This is a genomic window from Streptomyces silvae, assembly GCF_016745505.1.
In the GTDB taxonomy this organism is placed as follows: Bacteria; Actinomycetota; Actinomycetes; order Streptomycetales; family Streptomycetaceae; genus Streptomyces; species Streptomyces silvae.
Map to the genome: position 1 here is coordinate 55,529 of NZ_JAERUC010000149.1, position 22,426 is coordinate 77,954.

The following is a 22,426-nucleotide window of genomic DNA, read 5'->3' on the forward strand; positions in this document are numbered from 1 at the left end:
CATGGCTGAAGTTCTCGTCTATGTCGACCACGTGGACGGTGCCGTCCGCAAGCCCACCCTGGAGCTGCTGACGCTCGCCCGCCGCGTCGGCGAGCCGGTCGCCGTCGCCCTCGGCAACGGTGCCGCCGACACCGCCGCCGCGCTCGCCGAGCACGGCGCGGTCAAGGTGCTCACCGCCGACGCGCCGGAGTTCGCCGACTACCTCGTCGTACCGAAGGTGGACGCGCTCCAGGCCGCGTACGACGCCGTGTCGCCGGCCGCCGTGCTGCTGCCCTCCTCGGCCGAGGCCAAGGAGATCGCGGCCCGCCTCGCGCTCCGCATCGGTTCCGGCATCATCACCGACGCCGTCGACCTGGAAGCCGGTGACCAGGGCCCGGTCGCCACGCAGTCCGCGTTCGCCGCCTCGTACACCACCAAGTCCCGTGTCTCCAAGGGCACCCCGGTCATCACGGTCAAGCCGAACTCGGTCGCCGTCGAGGCCGCCCCGGCCGCCGGCGCCGTCGAGGCCCTCACGGTCTCCTTCTCGGCGACGGCCACCGGCACCAAGGTCCTCTCGCGCACCCCGCGTGAGTCGACCGGCCGCCCGGAGCTGACCGAGGCCGCGATCGTCGTCTCCGGCGGCCGTGGCGTCAACGGCGCGGAGAACTTCGCGATCATCGAGGCGCTCGCCGACTCGCTCGGTGCGGCCGTCGGTGCCTCGCGTGCCGCGGTCGACGCCGGCTGGTACCCGCACACCAACCAGGTGGGCCAGACCGGCAAGTCGGTCTCCCCGCAGCTGTACATCGCCTCCGGCATCTCCGGCGCGATCCAGCACCGGGCCGGCATGCAGACCTCGAAGACCATCGTCGCGGTCAACAAGGACGCCGAGGCGCCGATCTTCGACCTCGTCGACTACGGCGTCGTCGGCGACCTGTTCGCCGTCGTCCCGCAGCTCACCGACGAGGTCAAGTCCCGCAAGGGCTGACCCGGCAGGAGCTCTGCCCGTACGAAGGCCCGGGGCCGCGTGGTGTTCTCACCGCGCGGCCCCGGGCTGTTTCCGATCACCATTGACGCAAGGACCGGGAGACTTATAACTTCACTATGCGGATGAGAGATTCCGGGAAGCGGAAACAGTGAAGCATGGAGGGTACGGTCATGGGTCAGCAGGAGAAGGTGGCGACGAGCCTCGCCGGCACGGTCGGTGAGGAGATCAGCGCCTCCCTCACGTCGGTGGACGCCGAACTCGCCCGCCGCTACCCGGGAGACCCCGGCACCCGCCAGCCCGTCCACACCGTCTACGTGCCCGCCGACGACTTCACCGCGACGACCATCCGCACCTGGGGCGACCGGGCGCTGGCCGCGCTCGACGAGCACGCCCCCGACGCCGCCTCGCTCGCCTCGGTCCTCGGCCTCCCGCAGGACCTCGCGGAGCCCGTCCACGACCGCGTACGCGCCAAGCTGGAGCGCGAGCCGGTCGAGGACCTGCGCATCGACTTCGAGGACGGCTACGGGCCCCGTCCCGACGCCGAGGAGGACGAGGCCGCCGCCCGCGCGGCGCGCCTGGTCGCCGAGGCGTACGCCGGCGGCACCGCGGCCCCGTACATGGGCATCCGGATGAAGTGCATGGAGGCCGCCGTACGCGACCGGGGCATCCGCACCACGGACATCTTCCTCACCGGCCTGATGCGCGCGGGAGGGCTCCCCGACGGGCTCGTCCTGACGCTGCCCAAGGTGACCTACCCCGAACAGGTCACCGCCTTCGTACGGCTGCTGGAGGCCTTCGAGGAGACCCACGGGCTGCCCGCAGGACGCCTCGGGTTCGAGATCCAGATCGAGACCAGCCAGTCGATCCTGGCGGCCGACGGCACGGCTGCCGTGGCCCGCATGATCGTCGCCGCCCGGGGCCGGGCAACCGGACTGCACTACGGGACCTTCGACTACAGCGCCTGCGTCGGCGTCAGCCCGGCCTACCAGGCGAGCGACCACCCCGCCGCCGACCACGCCAAGGCCGTCATGCAGGTCGCCGCCGCCGGTACCGGCGTACGGGTCTGCGACGGCTCCACGAACGTGCTGCCGGTCGGACCCGCCCAGCAGGTCCACGACGCCTGGGGCCTGCACCACGGCCTGACCCGCCGCGCGCTGGCCCGCGCCTACTACCAGGGCTGGGACATGCACCCGGGGCATCTGCCCACCCGCTACGCCGCCGTCTACGCCTTCTACCGCGAGGGCCTCGGCCAGGCAGCGTCCCGGCTCGCCGCCTATGTGGCCAAGGCCGGCGGGGACGTCATGGACGAGCCCGCCACCGCCAAGGCGCTCAGCGGCTATCTGCTTCGCGGCATCGACTGCGGGGCCCTGGACGCCACCGAGGTCACGGAGCTCACCGGTCTGAGCCGCGCGGACCTCGACGGCTTCGCCTCACCCCGCCGCGGCGGGCTGACCGTGACGGCGCCGTAAGGGCTCGGCGCCTCACGCGGGCGGGAGCTCCCCCGAGCCGCGCGGGATGAGCCGGGTCGGCAGCTCCACCCTGGCCGGGGCGTGCGCGGCGCCGTCGAGGCGGCGGAACAGGTGTTCCGCCGCGGTGCGGCCGACCGCCGCCGCGTCCTGCGAGATCACCGTGATGCCGAGCAGGTCGGCCAGTTCGATGTCGTCGAAGCCGACCAGGGCGATCCGGCGCTCGCACTCGGCGAGGACGCGGACGGCGGTGACCGTCACCCGGTTGTTGCCCGCGAAGAGCGCGGTCACCGGCTCCGGCCCGGCCAGCATGGCCTCGGCGGCCGCCCTGACCCTCGCCGGGTCGGTAGGACCGAGGGAGACCCAGGAGTCCTCGACCTCGATCCCGGCGTCCGCCAGCGCCGCGTGATACCCGCGCAGCCGCTCCGTGGCGGTGTGGATGCGCGGCTGGTCGCCGATGAAGCCGATCCTGCGGTGGCCGTGCGCGACGAGATGGGCGACGCCCGCGCGCGCCCCGCCGAAGCTGTCCGACAGGACCATGTCCGCGTCCACCCGGCCCGCCGGACGGTCGACGAACACCGTGGCGATGCCCGCCTTCATCTCCGGCTCCAGATAGCGGTGGTCGTCGCCGGCCGGGATCACGATGAGGCCGTCCACCCGGCGGGCGCAGAGCGCGAGGACGAGCTCCTGCTCACGCTCGGGGTCCTCGGCACTGGAGCCGTTGATCAGGAGCGCGCCGTGGGCGCGGGCCACTTCTTCCACGGCGCGGCTCAGCGGCCCGTAGAACGGGTCCGCGAGGTCCTCCAGGACGAGGCCGATGGACGCGGTGCGGCCCTTGCGCAGGACGCGCGCGCTGTCGTTGCGGCGGAACCCGAGCGCCTCGATGGCCTCCTGGACGCGTCGCTCGGTGTCGGGGGTGACACCGGGCTCGCTGTTCACCACGCGGGAGACCGTCTTGAGGCCCACTCCGGCACGGGCGGCCACATCCTTCATGGTCGGCCTGTTGCCGTAGCGGGACTCGGAATGGCGGGCGGTCTCGGCCACGGTGCGCTGTCCTGACGTCGGGAACGGGTGATTCCGGCCTCCACCGGCGGTGCCGGGAGGGGGCCGGATGCTGTGGCGTCGAGCATAGGCCCTGGACAACGTTGTCAAGAGAATGGAGACTGGGTGGACCATCCGACTGAAGTCGCAGGTCCTGCGCCCCACCCCTCCGGAGAGTCCACACCGATGCATACCGACCTCGTCGCCGCGCTCGACATCGGCGGTACCAAGATCGCCGGGGCGTTGGTGGACGGCGCCGGTTCCCTACTCGTACGGGCGCAGCGTCCCACGCCGGCCCGCGAGGGAGCCGAGGCCGTGATGGGTGCGGTGAGCGAGGTCCTGAAGGAGCTCCAGGCCTCCGCACTGTGGCACCGGGCGCGGGCGGTCGGCATCGGGAGCGCGGGCCCGGTCGACGCCTCGGCCGGCACCGTCAGCCCGGTCAACGTCCCGGGCTGGCGCGGCTTTCCGCTGGTGGACCGGGTGGCGGCAGAGACGGGCGGCCTGCCGGTCACGCTCGTCGGCGACGGGGTCGCGATGACGGCGGCCGAGCACTGGCTGGGCGCCGCCCGCGGCTACGACAACGCGCTGTGCCTGGTCGTCTCCACCGGTGTCGGCGGCGGTCTCGTGCTCGGCGGGAAGCTGCACCCGGGCCCCTCGGGCAACGCGGGCCACATCGGCCACATCAGCGTCGACCTGGACGGCGACCCCTGCCCCTGCGGCGCGCGCGGCTGTGTGGAGCGCATCGCCAGCGGACCGAACATCGCCCGGCGGGCCCTGGAGAACGGCTGGCGCCCCGGCCCGGACGGCGACACCACGGCCGCCGCGGTCGCCGACGCCGCCCGCGCCGGAGACCCGGTCGCGGTCGCCTCCTTCGAGCGGGCCGCCCAGGCACTCGCCGCGGGGATCGCCGCCACCGCCACCCTGGCGGACATCGACATCGCCGTGATCGGCGGGGGAGTGGCCGGCGCGGGCGAGGTGCTCTTCGCCCCGCTGCGCAGGTCCCTGCGCGACTACGCCACGCTCTCCTTCGTCCAGGACCTCACCGTGACCTCCGCGGTCATGGGCAACGACGCGGGGCTGGTCGGCGCGGCGGCCGCGGCCTCGGTGGCGACGGCCCGGCCCGGCGCGTCGAACGGCGTACGGGCCGTGGCCACCCCGTAGGCAGCCGGTCGGGCCCCGAAGTCAGCGGCTCGCGTCCGTCGGCTGCCGGGGCACCACCACCAGGAAGGCGTCCCGCTCCAGATCCATCACGACCTCGGCGGCCACGCCCTCGCAGCGGCGTGCGGCGGCGAACTCCTCCGCGGGCCGGCTGCCCCGCGGCCCTCCCGCGGGAAACTGCTCGAGTACCGTGCGGCGCACCGCGTACCCCCTCGTCGTTCCAGTGGCTGCCCGCTCCAACGACGCCCGCCCGTCACGGGTTACGGCGCCGAGCGGGCCCGGGCCCGTACGGCGGGAGGCCTCCGGCGCAACCGTGTCACCCCCGTGGGGTTTCCGGAGCGGGGTGTTGCGGGCAAGCCACAGGGGGCTACGGAAGAGGGGGACCCGTGATCGTCTGGATCAACGGTGCGTTCAGTGCGGGCAAGACCAGCGCCGCGTGCGAACTGATCGATCTGATCCCGAACAGCACCTTCTACGACCCCGGAGTGACCGGAGGAGGGCTGCGCCGGCTGCTGCCCCAGAAGAAGCTCGCCGAGGTGACCGACTTCCAGGACCTGCCGATCTGGCGGCGTCTGGTGGTCGACACGGCGGCCGCGCTCCTCGCCGAACTCTCCGGGGTGCTGGTGGTGCCGATGACACTGCTGAGACAGGAGTACCGCGACGAGATCTTCGGAGGGCTCGCCTCCCGGCGCATACCGGTGCGCCATGTGCTGCTCTCACCTGAGGAAACGATCCTGCGGAAACGGATCGCCGAGCGGGAGGAGTTCGCCGACGACCCCGAGCACAGCGAGCGGGTCAGGCAGTGGGCCTACGAGCACATCGAGCCCTACCGCGCGGCGCTCGGCTGGATCACCGCGGACGCCCACACGATCGACACCAGCGCGCTCACCCCGTACGAGACGGCCGAGCGGATAGCCGAGGCGCTGCGCACCGGGGAGGCCAGGGAGTGCGGCATAGTCCAGACGCCCGAACCGCGTGCGGAGACCGTCGCGTCGGGGGTGCTGCTCTTCGACGAGCAGGACCGGGTGCTGCTGGTCGACCCGACCTACAAGCCGGGCTGGGAGTTCCCCGGCGGTGTGGTGGAGCCCGGAGAGGCCCCGGCGCAGGCCGGGATACGGGAGGTCGCCGAGGAGCTCGGCCTCCGTCTGGACACGGTGCCGGAACTCCTGGTGGTCGACTGGGAGGCGCCGAAGCCGCCCGCGTACGGGGGACTGCGCTTCCTGTTCGACGGCGGCCGTCTGCACGGCGAGGACGCCGCCCGGCTGCTGCTGCCCGGTTCGGAACTGCGCGGCTGGCGGTTCGTCACCGAGGAGGAGGCCGCGGGCCTGCTGCCGCCGACCCGCTTCGAGCGGCTCCGCTGGGCCCTGCGCGCCCGTGAGCGGTCCAGCGTGCTCAATCTGGAGGCCGGGGTGCCGGTGGGCGGCCCGTAGCGCCGTACGGGCCGCCCGCGCGGCGGCTGGCGGCCCGGGGCGGCGCGGGTGCCGCCTCCGGGGCCGTCAGGCCTTCTTGGACTCCGCGTAGTTCCGGAGGAACAGCGCCTCGGCCACCGAGAGCCGCTCCAGCTCCTCGGGGGACACGCTCTCGTTCACCGCGTGGATCTGCGCCTCGGGCTCGCTCAGCCCGATGAGCAGGATCTCCGCCTCCGGGTACAGCGCGGACAGGGTGTTGCAGAGCGGGATGGACCCGCCCAGGCCGGAGGACTGCATCTCCTCGCCCGGGTAGGCGAGCCGCATGGCCTCGGCCATCGACGCGTAGGCGGGGCTGGTGATGTCGGCGCGGAACGGCTGCCCCTGGCCGACCTGTTCGACGGAGACCCGCGCTCCCCAGGGGGCGTGCGACTCCAGGTGGGCGGTCAGCAGCTTCGTCGCCTCGGTGGCGTCCTGGCCCGGCGGCACCCGCAGACTGATCTGCGCCCGGGCGCTCGCCTGCAGCGAGGGAGTGGCGCCGACCACCGGCGGGCAGTCGATGCCGATGACGGTGACCGCGGGCCGCGCCCAGATGCGGTCGGCGACCGTACCCGTACCGATGAGCCCCACACCGTCGAGCACCTTGGCGTCCGAGCGGAACTCGCCCTCCGGGTACTGCAGTCCGTCCCACTCCGCGTCGGACGTGAGCCCGTCGACCGTCGTCGTGCCGTCCTCGGCCCGCAACGACGCCAGCAGCTGGATCATCGCCGCCAGCGCGTCCGGAGCCGCGCCGCCGAACTGCCCGGAGTGCAGGTTCCCTTCGAGGGTGTCCAGCTGTACGCGCAGCATGGTCATCCCGCGCAGCGTCGCGGTCACCGTGGGCAGCCCGACGCGGAAGTTGCCGGTGTCACCGATGACGATCGTGTCGGCGGCCAGCAGCTCCGGGTGCGCCTCGGCGTAGCGTTCCAGACCGCCCGTGCCCTGCTCCTCCGAGCCCTCCGCGATCACCTTGACGGACACCGGGACGCCGCCGTTCGCCTTGAGGGCGCGCAGCGCGAGCAGGTGCATGATGAAGCCGCCCTTGCAGTCCGCGGCACCCCGGCCGAACCACCGGCCGTCGCGCTCGGTCAGCTCGAACGGCGGGGACAGCCAGGCGGACTCGTCCAGCGGCGGCTGCACGTCGTAGTGCGCGTAGAGCAGCACCGTGGGGGCGCCGGCCGGGCCGGGCAGGTAGCCGTACACCGACTGCGTGCCGTCGGGGGTGTCGAGCAGGGCGACGTCCTGGAACTCCTCGGCGCGCAGGGCGTCCGCGACCCAGCCGGCCGCCGCCTCGCACTCGCTCCGGGGGAACTGAGCCGGGTCCGCCACCGACCGGAAGGCCACCAGCTCGGTGAGCTCCGCCTTGGCGCGGGGCATCAGCGAGGCAACGGTCTCGGAAATCGGATGGGCGGTCATGGGCACGCTCCTTGCGGGTACGACGTCAGGACTGTGGCGCGATGTGTACGCGGCCGGGAGCGACGCCGTGGAAGCGGCGTCGCATGGACAACGAATTCATGGCTGATCCTCCCACAGCGGAGTTCGGCCACGGCGCGCCGTAGGATGCCGTGAGCAGCTGGGGCCACTGGTCGGATCGGGAGCAGAAGCACATCGTGAGCAGCGAGAACGCAGACGCCGGACGTGAGCCGGATGAGACGTCGTCGGTACCGCCGGAGTCCTCGGTATGGGATGTCGTCGTGGTCGGCGCGGGCCCGGCCGGAGCTTCCGCGGCGTACGCCGCGGCCGTGACCGGCCGTCGGGTGCTGTTGCTGGAGAAGGCGGAGATCCCCCGTTACAAGACGTGCGGTGGCGGAATCATCGGGTTCTCGCGGGATTCCCTGCCCCCCGGATTCGAACTGCCCCTGAAGGACCGGATCCACGCGGTCACCTTCTCGCTCAACGGGAAGCTGTCGCGCACCCGGAAGTCCAAGCGCATGCTCTTCGGGCTGATCAACCGGCCGGAATTCGACGCCGGGCTGGTCGAGGAGGCCCAGAAGGCGGGCGCCGAACTGCGCACGGGCGTGACGGTGACACGGGTGGAGCAGCACGGCACCGCCGTGCCCGACCGGCGCACGGTCGCCGTGGTGCTGGCCGGCGGGGAGACGGTGCTCGCCCGGGCCGTCGTCGGCGCGGACGGCAGCGCCGGCCGCATAGGGGCTCATGTCGGCGTGAAGCTCGACCAGGTGGACCTCGGGCTCGAGGCGGAGATCCCCGTACCGGAGACGGTCGCCGAGGACTGGGCGGGCCGGGTGCTCATCGACTGGGGTCCGCTGCCCGGGAGTTACGGCTGGGTCTTCCCCAAGGGGGACACCCTGACCGTCGGTGTCATCGCGGCGCGCGGCGACGGCGCGGCGACCAAGCGGTATCTGGAGGACTTCGTCGGCCGGCTGGGCCTCGCCGGGTTCGAGCCGACGATCTCCTCCGGACATCTGACCCGGTGCCGCAGCGACGACTCGCCGCTCTCCCGCGGACGCGTGGTCGTCTGCGGGGACGCGGCCGGGCTGCTGGAACCCTGGACGCGGGAAGGCATCTCCTTCGCTCTTCGGTCCGGGCGCCTCGCGGGTGAATGGGCGGTACGGATCGCGGAGTCGCACGACGCGGTCGACGCGCGGCGGCAGGCGCTCAACTACGCCTTCGCGATCAAGGCGGGGCTGGGCGTGGAGATGAGCGTCGGGCGCCGCATGCTCCATCTGTTCGAGCGGCGCCCCGGGCTCCTGCACGCGGTGCTGACGGGTTTCCGTCCCGCGTGGAACGCGTTCGCGGGGATCACCCGGGGGACGACGTCACTGGCCGAGCTGGTCCGCACGCACCCGATGGCCCAGCGGGCGCTGCATGTGATGGACCGCCGGTAGGCAGTCGGGTCGGCCGGCGGTGGCCGGCCGGCCGGAGGGCACCGTGACCGGGCGACCGTCCGGGGCGGCGCCCCGGCGCACCCGTGCCCGCCGGCTCAGCTCGTGACCGTGATCCTGAAGACGGGGTGATCGGGGCAGGCCGCCAGGAGTTCGGCGTCGGTGGAGCTGGCCGTGATGCCCTGGAAGTACTGGTTGACCTCCCAGCCCCAGCGCTTCAGATAGGCGCGCACGATCCGTACCTTCTGCTCGTCGTCCGCGATCTCCACGGCGGTGAACGTCCGCACCCGGCGGCCCACCTTCAACTCCCCGCCTCCGGCCGCGCGCATGTTCCGCACCCACTGGGAGTGGCCGCGGGCGGAGACCAGGTACTGGGCGCCGTCGTGGTGGTGGGGGTTGACGGGGATGCGCTGCATCCGGCCGCTCCTACGGCCCCGTACCGACATCTCGGCGCTGCCGAGGAGGCTGACGCCGTGTCGGGCCAGCCAGCCGATGACACTGTTCATGCGCTGTGCGAAGGCGTTGGCCTGGAGGTAGTACGGCTGCTGCGACATGGTGGCTCCTGCCATTCAGAGAGCACTGCTCTCGCTTGAGATCAGTGTGCACGTGTGCGGTGATCCAAGGCAAGAGCAGTGCTCTCTTTTGTGTTCGGTGCTCCGATCGCGTGGCAGACTGATCCCATGAGCACCATTCGAGGAGCCCGCGAACGCGCCCGTATCGAAGTCACCGCGGCGATCAAGGACGAGGCCAGGAGACAGCTCGCGGCCGAGGGCGCCGCGAAGCTCTCCCTCCGTGCCGTCGCCCGCGAGCTCGGCATGGTGTCCTCCGCGCTCTACCGCTACTTCCCCAGCCGCGACGACCTGCTGACGGCGCTCATCGTGGACGCCTACGACGCGGTGGGTGAAGCGGCGGAGGCGGCCCGCGACAGGACGGGCGGCCCGGCCGGCCCCCATCCCGACCGCTGGCTGGCGGTCGCCGGCGCCGTACGGGAGTGGGCTCTGGCCCACCCTCATGAGTACGCGCTGATCTACGGCTCGCCCGTCCCCGGCTACACCGCTCCGCAGGACACCGTCGGTCCTGCCTCCCGCGTGGGCCAGGTCCTGATCGGCGTCGTACGCGACGCCCACCGCACCGAGGGCCTCGCCGTCCCCCCGCAGGACCCCCTGCTGCGCGCCGAGGGCGCACGTATGGCGGCCGATCTGGCCGACGACCTCCCGCCGGCCGTCGCGGTGGCCCTGGTCTCCGCGTGGGCGCAGCTCTTCGGGCTGATCTCCTTCGAGCTCTTCGGCCAGTTCACCCGTGTCGTCGAGGCACGCGAAGAGCTCTTCCGGCACGCCGTCCGTGAACTCGGGCGCTCGGTGGGCCTGCTGGACGGCCGACGCCCCGGGGGTGGCGGCGGGGCCGCGGGCGCGGGCGCCTGACGCGTACCGGTTCTCCTAGCCGGAGGTGCGAGGTCTCCGGGGCCTGAAGCGCGTCGCCCCGGCCCCGGTACACGGCGCGCGGAGTCGGCCCCCGCCCCGGCACCCGGCGTGCGGAGTCGCCCCGGCACCCGGCGCGCCGAGATGAAGTGCCGGCAACGCCGCGCCGCCGTCGGCCGCGTGCGCCCCGTGTACTCCGCGGGGAGTATGCGGGATCGCCACGTCCGGCTGACGTGCGCCAGGGGTCGGCGCGTCTAGCGTGGCCGGTATGCAGGATCAGCGAGCGCACCCGCGTACGGGGCCGGGAGGCCGGCGCCACGGCGGTCACGGGCCCCCGTGGCGCGGAAGGCACGGCCCTGGCGGGGGTGGCCGGGGGAGGGGCGGTGTCGCGGAGAGGTTCGGCGGCCGGGAGAGGTGCGGTGACCGCCTGCCGTGGCCGTCGACCCTCGTGGTCGGCGTGATCGTGATGGTGGGCACCACCGTCGCCGCGCACGGCCAGGACCGTGAGCCGCTGGGCCTCGTCGCCCGGCTGCTCCTGTTCGCCGCGGTCGCCGTGCTGCTCGTACGGCACCGGCACCCCGCCCTCGCGGTGGCCGCGACGTCCGCCGCGACGCTGGTCTACCTCGGCCTGGGATATCCGTACGGCCCGGTCTTCATCGCCGTCGCCGTCGGCTGCTTCCGGGCCATCGTCTCCGGGCACCGCAAGGCCGCCTGGTGGTCGCTCGGAACCCTGTGGGCAGGGCATCTGCTGGCCGCACACTGGCTGTACCGGTGGCTGCCGCCGGAGGGCGACGGCCCGGCCCCCTGGGGCCAGGAGGCGTTCGTCACCGCCTGGGTCGTGGCGATCGTCGCCGCGGCCGAGCTCCTCCGGGTGCGCCGCGAGCAGTGGGCGGCCGCCAGGGCGCAGCGGGAGGCCGCGGAGAAGCGGCGGGCCGACCAGGAGCGGCTGCGCATGGCCCGCGAACTCCACGACGTCCTCGCCCACAGCATCTCCGTCATCAACGTCCAGGCGGGGGTGGGGCTGGCCCTGCTCGACTCCGACCCCGAACAGGCCCGTACGGCCCTCACCACCATCAAGTCCGCCAGCAAGGAAGCGCTCGGCGAGGTGCGTCAGGTGCTGGAGAACCTCAGGACACCGGGTGACGCACCCCGCGCCCCGGCCCCCGGCCTCGACCGCCTGCCCGAACTGGTCGACCAGGCCGCGGCGGCCGGGCTCACCGTGACCGTGGAGACGGACGGCACGCGCGTGCCGGTCCCGCCCGGCGCCGACCTCGCCGCCTTCCGCATCGTCCAGGAGGCCCTGACCAACGTGGTCCGGCACTCCGGATCGCGTACGGCGCACGTCCGCGTCACGTACGGGGGCGCGCACCTCGGGCTCCTCGTCGACGACGAGGGGCCGGCGACCGGCGACGACGCCGGGGGCAGCGGCAACGGGCTCATCGGGATGCGGGAGCGGGCCGCCGCGCTGGGTGGCACGATCGACGCGGGCCCCGGGCCCGACGGCGGATTCAGGGTCACCGCGGAACTCCCGCTGCGCCCCGGAGGCGAAGGCGGCCCCGCCGCACGGGACAAGACCGGAACGGAGGAGGCGTCGTGATCCGCGTACTGCTCGCCGACGACCAGTTGCTGGTCCGGGCCGGTTTCCGGGCGCTCCTGGACGCCCAGCCGGACATCGAGGTGGCCGGCGAGGCGGCCGACGGGGCGGAGGCCGTACGCCTGGTGCGTGAACTGCGCCCCGACACCGTGCTCATGGACATCCGGATGCCGAAGCAGGACGGTCTGGCCGCGACCCGGGCGATCACCGGCGACCCGGCCCTGAGCGAGGTGAAGGTGGTCATGCTCACCACCTTCGAACTCGACGAGTACGTCTTCGAGGCGATCCGGTCGGGAGCCTCCGGCTTCCTCGTCAAGGACACCGAACCGGACGAGCTGCTGCGGGCGGTGCGCGCGGTGGTGGACGGGGACGCCCTGCTGTCGCCCGGAGTGACCCGGCGGCTGATCGCCGAGTTCGCGGCCCGCTCCAAGGAGCCCGCGGCGGCGACGCTCCTGGACGGACTGACCGAACGCGAGCGTGAGGTCATGGCCCTGGTCGGCATCGGGCTCTCCAACGAGGAGATCGCCCGCAGACTCGTCGTCAGCCCGCTCACCGCCAAGACCCACGTCAGCCGCGCCATGGTCAAGCTGGGTGCCCGGGACCGGGCCCAACTCGTCGTGCTCGCCTACGAGTCGGGGCTCGTACGCCCCGGCTGGCTCGGCTGAACGGGAGGCAGGGGCAGGCGCCGCTCCTCCGCCGCACGCGGGAAACGCCACAGGACATGGACGACCCGGAGGGCGAACGCCACTGCGCCGAGCGCAGCCCCGGCCCGGAACAGCACATGCTCGGCGCCGTCCGGCAGAGGGAGGAGCAGGGCGGGGAGTGACACCCCGGCGAACGTGGCCGCGGCCACCATGACGCCGCTGAACAGGGCGTAGCCGATCTCGAGGGTCATCGCGTCCCGCTCCGCCTGAGTGCGTCGTGACATGTCCGAAGTGTCACAGGGGCCGTGGCCGACGGCAAGGACGCCTCTCCGTCGCGCAGTCGGCACCGCCCCACAGCCGCTCCGCCGCACCGGCGGAACCGCCCCCGAAAGGACGATGCGTCTGCAATTATTGTGCGTGCATGAATGGCGCGCTCCTCTGCTAGCGTGCGTCCATGGCAGCGAAGAAGTCCGAGCAGGCGCTCGTCGGCGAGTGGCGCGCGATGCTCGCACTGCACGCCAGGACCCTGGGTGAGCTCGACCGGGCACTGGGCCCGCAGGGCCTGGGAGCCAGTGACTTCGAGGTCCTGGACGTCCTCACGGAGGCCGCCGGCGAGCGTGGCGAGGGCTGCCTGCGCGTCCAGGAGATCGCGTCGCGCGTCCATCTCAGCCAGAGCGCACTGTCGAGGCTCGTGGCACGCCTGGAGAGGGACGGCCTCGTACGCCGGGTGATGTGCGACGAGGACCGCCGCGGTGTGCGTGTCGAGCTGACGGACACCGGCCGGGCCCGCCACACGGAGGCCAGGCCCCTTCAGCGGGCGGTGCTCTCGCGGATGCTGGACCGCGCCGGGGAGTGAGCCGGCCCGCTCACGACCAGACGACCGCCGAGTTCCTCGCCCACAGCCCGGCCACCTCCGCGTCCCCCGACACGTCGACCGACGAGAACGGGCGGCGATTCCACAGCGCGAGGTAGAGCTCCTCCGCCGTACCGCTCAGTGTGCAGTCGGCGGGCGTCTCCAGGCCGGCCGGCCCGCGCACCGTGCGCGGTGGCCCGTCCGACAGCCGTACGGTCCACACCGTGTCCGTGTCCACGGCCCGCACCCGGAGCGTGCGCGGCGGGTCCGTGCGCACCCGGCTCTTGGCGCGGGCGTGGAAGCCGGCCAGCAGTTCGTCGATCCCGTCCGCCGCGTGCGCAGGTGCCACGGGGGCCGGCGGGCCGCCCAGCGCCGACTCCGCGTCGACCCGGTGGATCCTGGTCTCGTGCGCCTGCCGGCGTGCCCAGAAGGCGACCGGGGACGGAGCGGGAAAGACGGTCCAGCACTCCAGACCGGCCGGCGCGGCCCGGAGCGCGTCCACCAGGAGGCGGTGGCCCTCGGTGAACCGGTCGAGCAACGCCTCGCCGTCCAGACCGGGTTCCTCGTCGGCCGGCCGGTGGGCCCGGTGCCCTTCGACGACGAACGCGGTCGCCCAGCGGTGCACCATGCTGGTGTGTTCGAGGAGGTCGCGCACCCGCCATTCCGGGCAGGTCGGGACCGGGGTGTCCGTCCCCGCCTCGCGGGCGGCCCGGGCGAGCGCACGGCCTTCCGCGGCGAGGGCTGTCAGGTGTTCGGAGGTCTCCACGCCGGTGATTTTGCCAGAGACATGTCAGGCGCCCTGGGGGTGTGCGGAACGGCTCCGTCCCGGGCGGCGCAGCAGCCGGGAGAACCAGCCCAGCGCCCAGGCCTGCACGAGCACCGAGACCACCAGCGCGAGATACGTGAACCAGGCGGGCCCTCCCGAGTCCGCGCCGGTCATCGAACTGCCGAGAAGGAAGACGAAGACGGTCGGCGCGGCCAGGAAGAACAGCCAGACACCCGCGAACGAGGCGTCCTCGTGGGACACGAACAGCGTGTCCACCGCGACGAACACCGCGACCGCCAGCACGAGGCCGAGGTAGATCCGTGAAGCCGTGTTGCCGAAGGTCAGCCGTGCCGCCGTACGCAACCTCTGGTTGCCCGTCACCTGATGACTCATGTCCGCTCCCCTGGATGGCTGATACCTCCATCGTGCGCCGGGGGAGCCGGAGGTGCCTGAGTACGGCTACTCAATCGTTCGGGTGTTCGCCCGCGTTGCGGGCCGTCCAGCCCAGGACCGCCGCCGTCGCGGCGAGCAGGGTCACCGTGGTGAGGGCCACCGGGAGCGAGATCCAGTCGGCGAGGAAGCCGATCACCGGAGGCCCCAGGAGCATCCCGCCGTACCCGAGGGTCGAGGCGGCGGCCACCCCGCTGGGGCCCGCCAGCGCGCCCGCGCGGCCGACCGCCACGGGGAAGATGTTGGCCAGGCCCAGACCGGCCACGGCGAAGCCGAGCAGGACGAGCCAGACGGCCGGAGCCAGCGCGCCGAGCAGCATCCCCGCCGCGGCCGTGGCCCCGCCGGCCACCAGCGTGCGGGTCTGCCCGAAGCGTTCGAGGAGGGCGGTGCCGGTGAGCCTGCCGATGGCCATCGTCAGCGCGAACAGGGAGTACCCCGCGGCGGCGAGGCCCGGCGTGGCCCCCAGGTCCTGGCTGAGGTGCAGCGCCCCCCACTCGGCCAGCGCGCCCTCGCCGTACGCCGTGCACAGAGCGATGACGCCGAACAGGACGACGATCCGGCGCGCATGGGTGCCCATCCCCTTCGGCCGGTCCGGGGCGTCCGCCGCCGACAGCTCCGTGGCGGGTGCGGCGGGCCGGCCGCGCAGGAGCACCGGGGCGGTCACCGCGGTGACGAGGAGGCCCAGGCCCGTCAGGGCGAAGAGGTGCGTCGCGGGCGACAGGCTGCCCGCGACCAGCCCGCCGATCCCCGCGCCGGCCATGCCGCCGAAGCTGAACGCGGCGTGGAAGCTCGGCATCACGGGGCGGCGCAGCGCGGAGACCAGGTCCACCGCCGCGCTGTTCATCGCCACGTTCAGCCCGCCGTACGCGGCGCCGAAGACCAGGAGCACGAGGCCCAGGGCGAGGGCCGAACCGGTCTGCGCCGGAAGGGCGATGCTCAGGGACAGCAGCACACCGCAGGCCACGGTGACCGCATGGCTTCCGTAGCGCCGGCAGAGCCTTCCGGTGAGCATCATGGTGATCACCGCACCGGCGGAGACCCCGAGCAGGGCGAGCCCGAGGGTGGAAGCGCTGGCCCCCGTCTGGTGCTTGATGGCCGGAATGCGGACCACCCAGCCGGCGAAGAGGAACCCGTCGAGGGCGAAGAACACGGTCAAGGCGGCACGGAGGCGGGCCGACGAGGGTGGTGCGGTGTCTCCGCCACGTTCCCCCGACAGGGCCGTCCGCAGTTTGTTTACTTGCGGCACAAAGTGAGCATAGGGTGGTCCCGCGACCGGGCGCAAGGTCCCCGCACCGGTGACCGGCCGGTGAACGGTGCCGGATGCCGGGGCGTCGGCATCGGCTCCGGATCATGGGAGACTCGCCCCCATGAACGGCAAGTCGACCACCACGCGGACGAAGCTGGAGAGGGGCCGCAGCGCGCTCGGGCCCGCCCTGGAGCTCGTGCACACGGGCCGTGCCCCCACCCGCGCCGTCCTCACCTCCGAGCTCGGCGTCACCCGGGCCACCGCCGGTGCGGTGGCCGCGGAGCTCGAGGCGCTCGGGCTCATCAAGGTCGACTCCAGCCCGGGCTCCGCCGCAGGTTCGCAGGGCCGCCCCTCGCACCGGCTGTCCGTCCTGGACAGCGGGCCGGTGGCCCTCGCCGCCCAGGTGCACTCCGACGGCTTCCGCGCCGCGCTCGTGGGGCTCGGGGGCAGGATCGTGGCCACCGCGCCCGGCTGCGTCGCCGTCATGGCCGACCCCGCCCAGGTCCTCGGCGAGGTCGTCGAGGCGGGGGCACAGCTCCTGCGTGAGAGCGGGCTGCGCTGCGTCGGCTCCGGCCTTGCCGTGCCCTCCGCCGTCGCCGAACCCGAGGGGACGGCGCTCAACCCCCTGCACATCGCCTGGCCCGCGGGGGCGCCGGTCCGGGAGGTCTTCTCCGCCTGCGTACGCGCCGCGGGCATCGCCGGTCCCGCCTTCACCGCCAACGACGTCAACCTCGCCGCCCTCGCCGAGCACCGGCACGGCGCCGGGCGCGGTGCCCAGCACCTGCTCTGCGTCGCCACCGGCCACCGCGGCGTGGGCGGCGCCCTCGTCCTGGACGGCCGTCTGCACAGCGGGAGTTCGGGTCTCGCCCTCGAAGTGGGACACCTCACCGTGAACCCCGAGGGCCGCCCCTGCCACTGCGGCGGGCGGGGCTGCCTCGACGTCGAGACGGACCCCCTGGCCTTCCTTGTCGCGGCCCGCCGGGAGCCCGGCCCCGAGGAGTCCCTGCTCAAGCAGTCCGGTGACCTGCTGCGCACGGAGTACGGCGACCCCGATGTACGGGCCGCCGCCGAGGAGCTGATCGACCGGCTCGGCCTCGGCCTCGCCGGGCTGGTCAACATCCTCAACCCGGACCGGATCATCCTGGGCGGCCTGCACCGCGATCTCCTGGAGGCCGACCCCGAACGTCTGCGGGCCGTGGTCGCCGACCGCAGTCTCTGGGGCCGCAGCGGAAGTGTGCCGATCCTGTCCTGCACGCTCGACCACAACAGCCTGGTGGGCGCGGCCGAGCTGGCCTGGCAGCCCGTACTCGACGACCCGCTGGCCGCACTGGCCTGACCGCCCGGTCCCTCAGGCCTCGGCCAGGGCGAACGCCCGCGCCGGATGGTCCACGAGCACCGCCTCCAGGAGCTCCTCGCCGAGCGACCGCACCAGCCGTGGACGCAGCCCCCGCAACAGGTACGGCATCCCCGGCGTCCCGGGCACCGTCGTGTCGCCGCCGAGCAGCAACTGCCCGCCGAACCCGGCCTCGGCGAGCGCGGCGAGCTGCTCGGGGAGCCGCCAGTCCGTGGCGTGATGCGCCCGCGAAGGACCGTCGAACGCCAGGAACGCACCTGCCCGGGCGGCGTCGAGCTGCGCGACGCCGTCCGGGAACCGGCCCAGGTGGCCGAGGATCACCCGCCGCGGCTCCATACCCAGTTCCCCGCACAGCAGATCCAGCACGTCCCCCGCACCCGTACCCAGCTCCAGATGGACGGCGACCGGCGCCCCCGTACGGTGATGGGCCCCGGCGGCCGCCCTCATCGTGTGCCGCGCGTGCGCGTCGAGGCCGTGGAACGCCCCGGCCACCTTGATCAGCCCCGCCCGTACGCCCGTGGCCCCGATCCCGTCCGTGATCTCCGAGACGAACAGCTCCTCCAGCTCCGGCATGATCCGGCCGAGCGACTCGGGCGTGTAATGGGCCGCTTGATGCAGCCCGGTCGCCGCGACGATCCGGGCCCCGACCGCCCGCGACAGGGCCGCCAGATCCGCGGGCCGCCTGCCCATGCCGTACGGGGTCCACTGGACGACCGTCCGCCCGCCCAGCGCGTGGAAGTCCCGCAGCCGCCCGCCGGCGTCCTCCGGGTCGTCCAGCTCCAGCCCGGGCAGCACCGGCGTACGGATGAAGAGGTGGTCGTGCGCGTCGCAGACCCCGAGCTCCCCGGCGGGGACGTCCCCGAGGACCGTACGGACCCGGGTCACCACTGCTTCCCCCGCCTCAGCCGGTTGCGCTCCGGCGACGACAGGTGCAGCACCTCGTAGCGGTCGCCCGGCGCGCCGGACGGCTCGTCCTCCCAGAGGGTGAAGTGGAGCAGCTCCCAGTGGCGCGGATCGACGGCCAGCGCGGCGGCGGCATTGCCCGGGGTGCCGGCCAGCCGGCGGCTCTCCTCCACCGCGGCCTCCACCGCGGCGGCCGGCCGGACGGTGTCCGCGATCCGCTCGCGGCGGCGGACGGCGGTGCGGGGGAGTGCCTCCGAGGCCGCACCCTCCGCGTAGTGGAGTCCGGTCCAGTGCTGCACCTCCGGGCGGCCGAAGTCGTCGACGATGCCCTGGAATCCGGAGCCCCACAGGAAGCTGTTCATGCCCTCCGGGGCTGACCACAGGTACAGCGGGGCGTACTGGTTGACCGGCGAGGCCTCCCCGCGCTCGCGGATCAGGTACGCCTTGAGGCCCAGGCCCGGGAAGGCGTCGAGGAGATGCCCCCGGGTCGCGACCCGCTCGCGGATGATCCCCATGTCGTAGTCGGCGGGCAGAGTGATCTCGTACTGCATGGCGTGCACGCGTGTGCTCCTCAGGCCGGACGGTCGGTCGTGATGTGCGGGGCGAGCAGGGAGAGCAGTCCGCGCACGGCCGAGTCGAAGGCGTCCGCCGACCCCGACGCGCGGGCCAGGACATAGCCGCCCTGGACCGTGGCCACGATGGTCGCCGCGACCTCCCGGGGGACGATGCCGGGGGCGAACTCGCCCGCCTCCAGGCCCTCCTGGAGGATCCCGGCGAGCCGCTCCCGCAGCCAGCCGATCGTCTCGTCCACCGGGGCGCGCAGCGCGTCGCTGGCCACCACCTCGGGATCCATCGTCAGCCGCCCCACCGGGCAGCCCCGCAGCACCTCACGCTCGCGCAGCAGATAGGCCGAGATCCGCTCGTACGCCGATCCCGGGCCGTCCAGCAGGCGCCCGGCCGTCTCCCGCATCTCGGCGGAGGTGCGGAGCACGGCGGCGAGCGCCAGATCGGGCTTGCCCGCGAAGTGGTGGTACATGCTGCCCTGGCCGGCCCCCGCCGCCTGCTGGATCGCCTTGGGGCTGGTCCCCACGTAGCCGCGCTCCCACAGAAGCTCCTGGGTGGCCTCGATCAACCGTTCCGGAGTGCTCATGCGCTCACTGTACATACCAGTAGGTACAGAATCCACGGGGCGCCGTACACCGGGGAAGCAGGCCCCCGGCCCCGGCGTACTCCCGCCGTCGTACGCCAACTGCCCTCGGCCGTACGACGCTTCCGGCCGTGGCCGGAGACAGGCTCGTAGATGACAGGAACGCACGGACGAGACCCTCACCGAGGAGCTGACCGAGATGAACACCCTGGCGAGCTACGGAGGACCCGGCCCGTGGATCCTCTTCTTCCCGATCATCTGGGCGGTGGTCGCCGTCGGCGTCGTCACACTGCTGCGCCGCACCGTGTGGCGCAGCCGCCGGGGCCCGTGGCAGCCGCACGGCGTCCGGCGGGGCGGCCCCGCGGGCGAGCAGTCACCGATCGGCCTCCTCGGCCGGCGGTTCGCCGCGGGGGAGATCGACGAGGACGAGTACTGGCGCAGGCTCTCCGTCCTGGACGAGCCCTACGGCCGCTACGACAAGGACGGCCCGGCGTGAGCGCGGAAGGCGGCCTCCGGGCCTGAACGCAGCGGAGCGCGTCGATCACGAGTGGATCGACGCGCTCCTGGGTGCGCTGTGCAGTGCGGTGCGCGGCCGCTCTCCCGTCAGCCGACCACGGCCGAGCGGGTGCGTGTCCGTGCCGCCACCGGCTCCATGAATCCCACGACGTCCGAGCCGAACGGGCCGTCGGTCGTCGACCCGTACACCGGGAGAGGGGGCAGAGCGGTGGTGGACGATGGTGCGGGCAAGGTGAACCAGATGACTTTCCCCGCGTCATCGCTCGGTCGTACACCCCAGCTCTCGCTGACCGCGGCGATCATCGCCAGTCCGCGCCCGGAGGTGGCGGACTGATCGGCGTCGCACACGGTCGGCAGCCGGGGGTCGTGGTCGTGGACGGACACCGTCAGCCGGTCGAGCAGCAGCTCGATCTCGACGGTGCATGATTTGTCCGGCTGTGCATGCCGGTGGACGTTGGTCAGCAGTTCGGTGACACCGAGCGCTGCCTGGTCGATCAGAGGATCGAGATGCCAGTAGCGCAGTTGCGCCGAAATGATTCTGCGGACCTGACCGATCCGCGACGGCAGGGCCTGGAGCTCCACCGCGCAGTGCCTGCTTGGCTCGCTGATCACGGCTGCGACTCCCCGAAATAGGTCCGGAAGAAGACGAAGGAACGGATCCAGCAGATGGCTGACTGCTGTTTCTGGTCATGCGTGGTCCGCCCTGCGTGGCTCCCGGCGGGGGCGGCTTTCGCTGTCACCGCCGGTACACCATCAGTGACGTGTGACCAGCGTGACTCAGGGGGTTGGGCTCCGCAACTCGCGGTGTCCGTACCGGACCGTAGCGTCAGACGCGCCGTCCCGCGGCGCTGCGCAGGACCTCCAGGAATCTGCGCACCGGAGCGGCCCCGCCGGGCCTGCGGTTGCGCTGGCCCATGGTCAGCCGGTACCGCACCCCGTTGATGCGGGCGATCGCCGAGTCGGCGGCCAGGAACCACGGCTTGCCCGCGCTCACCGCCGTCACCGGGGCGCTGGCGATCTCCCGCCCGTTGCTCGTCAGCAGGGCGATCCGGCCGTCCTCCACGATCACTTGGCCGGCCCTGGTCAGTGACCGGGCCCACCGTCGGATGCTGACGTCGCTCGCCCTGAAGTCGGCGGTGCCGAACTCCGGCGCGCCGAAATCCGCAGCGCTGAACTCTGTCTCGGCCATGGCGACTTCGCCCCCCTTGTACCGGCTTCTGCAAGTCTGCCCGTGGAGGGGGCCCTGACACCAGGCCTCATCGCCACCGATTCCGGTCGCATCCCGCCGGGTCCGGCCGGCTCCCGGTCCTCCGGCGGGACCGTACGGGACGGTGGGGGCCCTTGGGCCAAGGGAGGCCTATGGGTCGCCAAAGTAAACGTTTGTGCAGGTGGGGGGAATATCGTGGGTCCTACGGAGAACGCCCGTCACCCCGAAGGAGACCGCTGATGGACACCAGTGAGCACACACCCGGCGGTGGCGTCGTGGAGACCGTCGACGTCGACCGGAGCGACCCTGACTACCGCGCCTGGCTGAAGGAAGCCGTGCGCAAGGTCCAGGCGGACGCCAACCGTTCCGCGGACACCCACCTCCTGCGCTTCCCGCTGCCGGAGCACTGGGGCATCGACCTCTACCTCAAGGACGAGTCGACGCATCCCACGGGCAGCCTCAAGCACCGGCTGGCCCGTTCGCTCTTCCTCTACGGACTCTGCAACGGCTGGATCCGCCGCGGCAAACCGGTCATCGAGGCCTCCAGCGGCTCGACGGCCGTCTCCGAGGCGTACTTCGCGAAGCTGATCGGTGTGCCGTTCGTCGCGGTGATGCCCCGGACCACCAGCCCGGAGAAGTGCCGCCTGATCGAATTCCACGGCGGCCAGTGCCACTTCGTCGACGACTCCCGCAGGCTGTACGAGGAGTCGGCGGCCCTCGCGGCCGAGACGGGCGGCCACTACATGGACCAGTTCACCTACGCCGAACGTGCCACCGACTGGCGGGGCAACAACAACATCGCCGAGTCCATCTACCAGCAACTGAGGATGGAGCGGTATCCCGAACCCGCCTGGATCGTCGCCACTGCCGGCACCGGCGGCACCTCGGCGACCATCGGGCGCTACGTCCGGTACATGCAGCACGACACACGGATCTGCGTACCCGACCCGGAGAACTCCTGTTTCTTCGACGGCTGGACCCGACACGACCAACTGGCCACCAGCGACTGCGGATCACGCATCGAAGGCATCGGCAGACCCCGGATGGAGCCGAGCTTCGTGCCCGGAGCCATCGACCGGATGATGAAGGTGCCCGACGCGGCCAGCGTCGCGGCGGTCCGGGTGCTGGAGCGGGCCATCGGCCGGAAGGCCGGCGGGTCGACCGGGACGGGCCTGTGGAGCGCCCTCAGGCTCGTGGCCGAGATGGTGGAACGGGGAACCACGGGAAGCGTCGTCACCCTGTTCTGCGACCCCGGCGACCGCTACCTCGACAAGTACTACTCCGACGACTGGCTGAGGGCGCAGGGCCTGGACATCGGGCCGTACACGGAGACCATCGACCACTTCCTGGCCACCGGCACCTGGTCCTCCTGAGCCGGGCTGCCCTGCGGCACGTCCGGGGCCCCCGT

General features: G+C 72.9%; 25 protein-coding genes. 12 read left to right on the top strand and 13 right to left on the bottom strand.

Annotation, left to right across the window (positions count from 1 at the left end):
* The first annotated feature begins 1 nt into the window (after nucleotide 1).
* Together JKV81_RS23595 and JKV81_RS23600 are read left to right on the top strand one after the other, a co-directional pair.
* Nucleotides 2-964, top strand: a complete 963-nt coding sequence (locus JKV81_RS23595) for an electron transfer flavoprotein subunit alpha/FixB family protein (RefSeq protein ID WP_202077657.1) — start codon at nucleotides 2-4, stop codon at nucleotides 962-964.
* A 170-nt stretch (nucleotides 965-1,134) separates the two neighbouring features.
* Nucleotides 1,135-2,433, top strand: coding sequence for a DUF6986 family protein (locus tag JKV81_RS23600; protein ID WP_202077659.1), 1,299 nt, complete (start codon nucleotides 1,135-1,137; stop codon nucleotides 2,431-2,433).
* Between the two features lie 12 nt (nucleotides 2,434-2,445).
* Here the strand turns inward: JKV81_RS23600 and JKV81_RS23605 are convergent, their stop codons facing one another.
* The gene (locus tag JKV81_RS23605; RefSeq protein ID WP_124278492.1) at nucleotides 2,446-3,474 is read right to left on the bottom strand and encodes a LacI family DNA-binding transcriptional regulator; all 1,029 of its coding nucleotides are present in this window, start codon (nucleotides 3,472-3,474) and stop codon (nucleotides 2,446-2,448) included.
* A 183-nt stretch (nucleotides 3,475-3,657) separates the two neighbouring features.
* Between JKV81_RS23605 and JKV81_RS23610 the strand changes: the two genes are divergently transcribed.
* On the top strand, nucleotides 3,658-4,632 hold the full coding sequence (locus JKV81_RS23610) for an ROK family protein (protein WP_202077661.1): 975 nt from the start codon (nucleotides 3,658-3,660) through the stop codon (nucleotides 4,630-4,632).
* A 21-nt stretch (nucleotides 4,633-4,653) separates the two neighbouring features.
* Here JKV81_RS23610 and JKV81_RS23615 read toward each other — a convergent pair whose 3' ends face one another.
* Nucleotides 4,654-4,830 (bottom strand): DUF8839 family protein, encoded by a 177-nt coding sequence (locus JKV81_RS23615; protein WP_164493772.1) that lies wholly within the window; start codon nucleotides 4,828-4,830, stop codon nucleotides 4,654-4,656.
* A 185-nt stretch (nucleotides 4,831-5,015) separates the two neighbouring features.
* Between JKV81_RS23615 and JKV81_RS23620 the strand changes: the two genes are divergently transcribed.
* On the top strand, nucleotides 5,016-6,059 hold the full coding sequence (locus tag JKV81_RS23620) for an NUDIX domain-containing protein (protein ID WP_124278494.1): 1,044 nt from the start codon (nucleotides 5,016-5,018) through the stop codon (nucleotides 6,057-6,059).
* Between the two features lie 66 nt (nucleotides 6,060-6,125).
* Here JKV81_RS23620 and JKV81_RS23625 read toward each other — a convergent pair whose 3' ends face one another.
* A complete protein-coding gene (locus tag JKV81_RS23625; protein ID WP_202077663.1) occupies nucleotides 6,126-7,490 on the bottom strand; it encodes a dipeptidase in 1,365 nt (454 codons plus the stop codon).
* Nucleotides 7,491-7,684: 194 nt separating this feature from the next.
* Here JKV81_RS23625 and JKV81_RS23630 point away from each other — a divergent pair, with 194 nt between their 5' ends.
* Nucleotides 7,685-8,923 (top strand): geranylgeranyl reductase family protein, encoded by a 1,239-nt coding sequence (locus tag JKV81_RS23630; protein ID WP_202077665.1) that lies wholly within the window; start codon nucleotides 7,685-7,687, stop codon nucleotides 8,921-8,923.
* A gap of 95 nt (nucleotides 8,924-9,018) precedes the next feature.
* On the opposite strand, the gene JKV81_RS23635 is transcribed toward JKV81_RS23630, so the two are convergent.
* Nucleotides 9,019-9,474: a nitroreductase family deazaflavin-dependent oxidoreductase gene (locus JKV81_RS23635; RefSeq protein WP_129260815.1), complete on the bottom strand. Its 456-nt coding sequence runs from the start codon at nucleotides 9,472-9,474 to the stop codon at nucleotides 9,019-9,021.
* Between the two features lie 126 nt (nucleotides 9,475-9,600).
* On the opposite strand from JKV81_RS23635, the gene JKV81_RS23640 reads away from it, so the two are divergent.
* From JKV81_RS23640 to JKV81_RS23650, 3 genes are all read left to right on the top strand, one after another.
* Nucleotides 9,601-10,341, top strand: a complete 741-nt coding sequence (locus JKV81_RS23640) for a TetR/AcrR family transcriptional regulator (protein WP_129260814.1) — start codon at nucleotides 9,601-9,603, stop codon at nucleotides 10,339-10,341.
* A 265-nt stretch (nucleotides 10,342-10,606) separates the two neighbouring features.
* Complete coding sequence (locus JKV81_RS23645) at nucleotides 10,607-11,935, top strand: sensor histidine kinase (RefSeq protein ID WP_129260813.1); 1,329 nt, start codon at nucleotides 10,607-10,609, stop codon at nucleotides 11,933-11,935.
* The gene (locus JKV81_RS23650; protein WP_129260812.1) at nucleotides 11,932-12,597 is read left to right on the top strand and encodes a response regulator; all 666 of its coding nucleotides are present in this window, start codon (nucleotides 11,932-11,934) and stop codon (nucleotides 12,595-12,597) included. Before JKV81_RS23645 ends, JKV81_RS23650 begins: the two co-directional genes overlap by 4 nt.
* Here the strand turns inward: JKV81_RS23650 and JKV81_RS23655 are convergent.
* Complete coding sequence (locus tag JKV81_RS23655) at nucleotides 12,558-12,860, bottom strand: DUF6332 family protein (protein ID WP_202077667.1); 303 nt, start codon at nucleotides 12,858-12,860, stop codon at nucleotides 12,558-12,560. The genes JKV81_RS23650 and JKV81_RS23655 overlap by 40 nt on opposite strands.
* A 170-nt stretch (nucleotides 12,861-13,030) precedes the next feature.
* Between JKV81_RS23655 and JKV81_RS23660 the strand changes: the two genes are divergently transcribed.
* A complete protein-coding gene (locus JKV81_RS23660; protein WP_129260810.1) occupies nucleotides 13,031-13,432 on the top strand; it encodes a MarR family transcriptional regulator in 402 nt (133 codons plus the stop codon).
* A gap of 10 nt (nucleotides 13,433-13,442) precedes the next feature.
* Here JKV81_RS23660 and JKV81_RS23665 read toward each other — a convergent pair whose 3' ends face one another.
* The 3 genes from JKV81_RS23665 to JKV81_RS23675 all read right to left on the bottom strand — a co-directional run bounded on the left by JKV81_RS23665 (nucleotide 13,443) and on the right by JKV81_RS23675 (nucleotide 15,891).
* Entirely contained in the window at nucleotides 13,443-14,195 is a 753-nt protein-coding gene (locus tag JKV81_RS23665; protein ID WP_202077669.1) for a maleylpyruvate isomerase family mycothiol-dependent enzyme, read from the bottom strand.
* A 24-nt stretch (nucleotides 14,196-14,219) separates the two neighbouring features.
* On the bottom strand, nucleotides 14,220-14,588 hold the full coding sequence (locus JKV81_RS23670) for an SCO4225 family membrane protein (RefSeq protein WP_202077671.1): 369 nt from the start codon (nucleotides 14,586-14,588) through the stop codon (nucleotides 14,220-14,222).
* A gap of 70 nt (nucleotides 14,589-14,658) precedes the next feature.
* Nucleotides 14,659-15,891 carry an MFS transporter gene (locus JKV81_RS23675; protein ID WP_202077673.1) on the bottom strand — a complete coding sequence of 411 codons (1,233 nt, stop codon included), beginning with the start codon at nucleotides 15,889-15,891 and terminating at the stop codon, nucleotides 14,659-14,661.
* Between the two features lie 121 nt (nucleotides 15,892-16,012).
* On the opposite strand from JKV81_RS23675, the gene JKV81_RS23680 reads away from it, so the two are divergent.
* Entirely contained in the window at nucleotides 16,013-17,227 is a 1,215-nt protein-coding gene (locus JKV81_RS23680; protein ID WP_202077674.1) for an ROK family protein, read from the top strand.
* Nucleotides 17,228-17,239: 12 nt separating this feature from the next.
* Here JKV81_RS23680 and JKV81_RS23685 read toward each other — a convergent pair whose 3' ends face one another.
* The 3 genes from JKV81_RS23685 to JKV81_RS23695 are packed head-to-tail and all read right to left on the bottom strand — an operon-like array spanning nucleotide 17,240 to nucleotide 19,298.
* Nucleotides 17,240-18,130, bottom strand: a complete 891-nt coding sequence (locus JKV81_RS23685) for a phosphotriesterase family protein (protein ID WP_202077677.1) — start codon at nucleotides 18,128-18,130, stop codon at nucleotides 17,240-17,242.
* Nucleotides 18,127-18,708, bottom strand: coding sequence for a DUF4865 family protein (locus JKV81_RS23690; RefSeq protein WP_202077679.1), 582 nt, complete (start codon nucleotides 18,706-18,708; stop codon nucleotides 18,127-18,129). Before JKV81_RS23690 ends, JKV81_RS23685 begins: the two co-directional genes overlap by 4 nt.
* Before the next feature lie 11 nt (nucleotides 18,709-18,719).
* Nucleotides 18,720-19,298 (bottom strand): TetR/AcrR family transcriptional regulator, encoded by a 579-nt coding sequence (locus tag JKV81_RS23695; RefSeq protein WP_236057509.1) that lies wholly within the window; start codon nucleotides 19,296-19,298, stop codon nucleotides 18,720-18,722.
* 196 nt (nucleotides 19,299-19,494) lie between these two features.
* On the opposite strand from JKV81_RS23695, the gene JKV81_RS23700 reads away from it, so the two are divergent.
* Nucleotides 19,495-19,791, top strand: coding sequence for an SHOCT domain-containing protein (locus tag JKV81_RS23700; protein WP_202077681.1), 297 nt, complete (start codon nucleotides 19,495-19,497; stop codon nucleotides 19,789-19,791).
* 107 nt (nucleotides 19,792-19,898) lie between these two features.
* On the opposite strand, the gene JKV81_RS23705 is transcribed toward JKV81_RS23700, so the two are convergent.
* Nucleotides 19,899-20,423 carry an ATP-binding protein gene (locus JKV81_RS23705; protein ID WP_202077683.1) on the bottom strand — a complete coding sequence of 175 codons (525 nt, stop codon included), beginning with the start codon at nucleotides 20,421-20,423 and terminating at the stop codon, nucleotides 19,899-19,901.
* A gap of 214 nt (nucleotides 20,424-20,637) precedes the next feature.
* Nucleotides 20,638-21,000, bottom strand: coding sequence for a hypothetical protein (locus JKV81_RS23710; protein WP_124278508.1), 363 nt, complete (start codon nucleotides 20,998-21,000; stop codon nucleotides 20,638-20,640).
* A 257-nt stretch (nucleotides 21,001-21,257) separates the two neighbouring features.
* Here JKV81_RS23710 and cds1 point away from each other — a divergent pair, with 257 nt between their 5' ends.
* On the top strand, nucleotides 21,258-22,391 hold the full coding sequence (gene cds1, locus JKV81_RS23715; RefSeq protein WP_129260801.1) for an L-cysteine desulfhydrase Cds1: 1,134 nt from the start codon (nucleotides 21,258-21,260) through the stop codon (nucleotides 22,389-22,391).
* The last annotated feature ends 35 nt before the right edge of the window (nucleotides 22,392-22,426 follow it).

What these genes read in the sequence shown, in the direction of transcription:
- JKV81_RS23595 (WP_202077657.1), top strand. Translation starts at nt 2, where the DNA reads ATGGCTGAAGTTCTCGTCTATGTCGACCACGTGGACGGTGCCGTCCGC.
- JKV81_RS23600 (WP_202077659.1), top strand. Translation starts at nt 1,135, where the DNA reads ATGGGTCAGCAGGAGAAGGTGGCGACGAGCCTCGCCGGCACGGTCGGT.
- JKV81_RS23610 (WP_202077661.1), top strand. Translation starts at nt 3,658, where the DNA reads ATGCATACCGACCTCGTCGCCGCGCTCGACATCGGCGGTACCAAGATC.
- JKV81_RS23625 (WP_202077663.1), bottom strand. Translation starts at nt 7,490, where the DNA reads ATGACCGCCCATCCGATTTCCGAGACCGTTGCCTCGCTGATGCCCCGC.
- JKV81_RS23635 (WP_129260815.1), bottom strand. Translation starts at nt 9,474, where the DNA reads ATGTCGCAGCAGCCGTACTACCTCCAGGCCAACGCCTTCGCACAGCGC.
- JKV81_RS23640 (WP_129260814.1), top strand. Translation starts at nt 9,601, where the DNA reads ATGAGCACCATTCGAGGAGCCCGCGAACGCGCCCGTATCGAAGTCACC.
- JKV81_RS23645 (WP_129260813.1), top strand. Translation starts at nt 10,607, where the DNA reads ATGCAGGATCAGCGAGCGCACCCGCGTACGGGGCCGGGAGGCCGGCGC.
- JKV81_RS23655 (WP_202077667.1), bottom strand. Translation starts at nt 12,860, where the DNA reads ATGTCACGACGCACTCAGGCGGAGCGGGACGCGATGACCCTCGAGATC.
- JKV81_RS23660 (WP_129260810.1), top strand. Translation starts at nt 13,031, where the DNA reads ATGGCAGCGAAGAAGTCCGAGCAGGCGCTCGTCGGCGAGTGGCGCGCG.
- JKV81_RS23670 (WP_202077671.1), bottom strand. Translation starts at nt 14,588, where the DNA reads ATGAGTCATCAGGTGACGGGCAACCAGAGGTTGCGTACGGCGGCACGG.
- JKV81_RS23680 (WP_202077674.1), top strand. Translation starts at nt 16,013, where the DNA reads ATGAACGGCAAGTCGACCACCACGCGGACGAAGCTGGAGAGGGGCCGC.
- JKV81_RS23695 (WP_236057509.1), bottom strand. Translation starts at nt 19,298, where the DNA reads ATGAGCACTCCGGAACGGTTGATCGAGGCCACCCAGGAGCTTCTGTGG.
- JKV81_RS23700 (WP_202077681.1), top strand. Translation starts at nt 19,495, where the DNA reads ATGAACACCCTGGCGAGCTACGGAGGACCCGGCCCGTGGATCCTCTTC.
- JKV81_RS23710 (WP_124278508.1), bottom strand. Translation starts at nt 21,000, where the DNA reads ATGGCCGAGACAGAGTTCAGCGCTGCGGATTTCGGCGCGCCGGAGTTC.
- cds1 (WP_129260801.1), top strand. Translation starts at nt 21,258, where the DNA reads ATGGACACCAGTGAGCACACACCCGGCGGTGGCGTCGTGGAGACCGTC.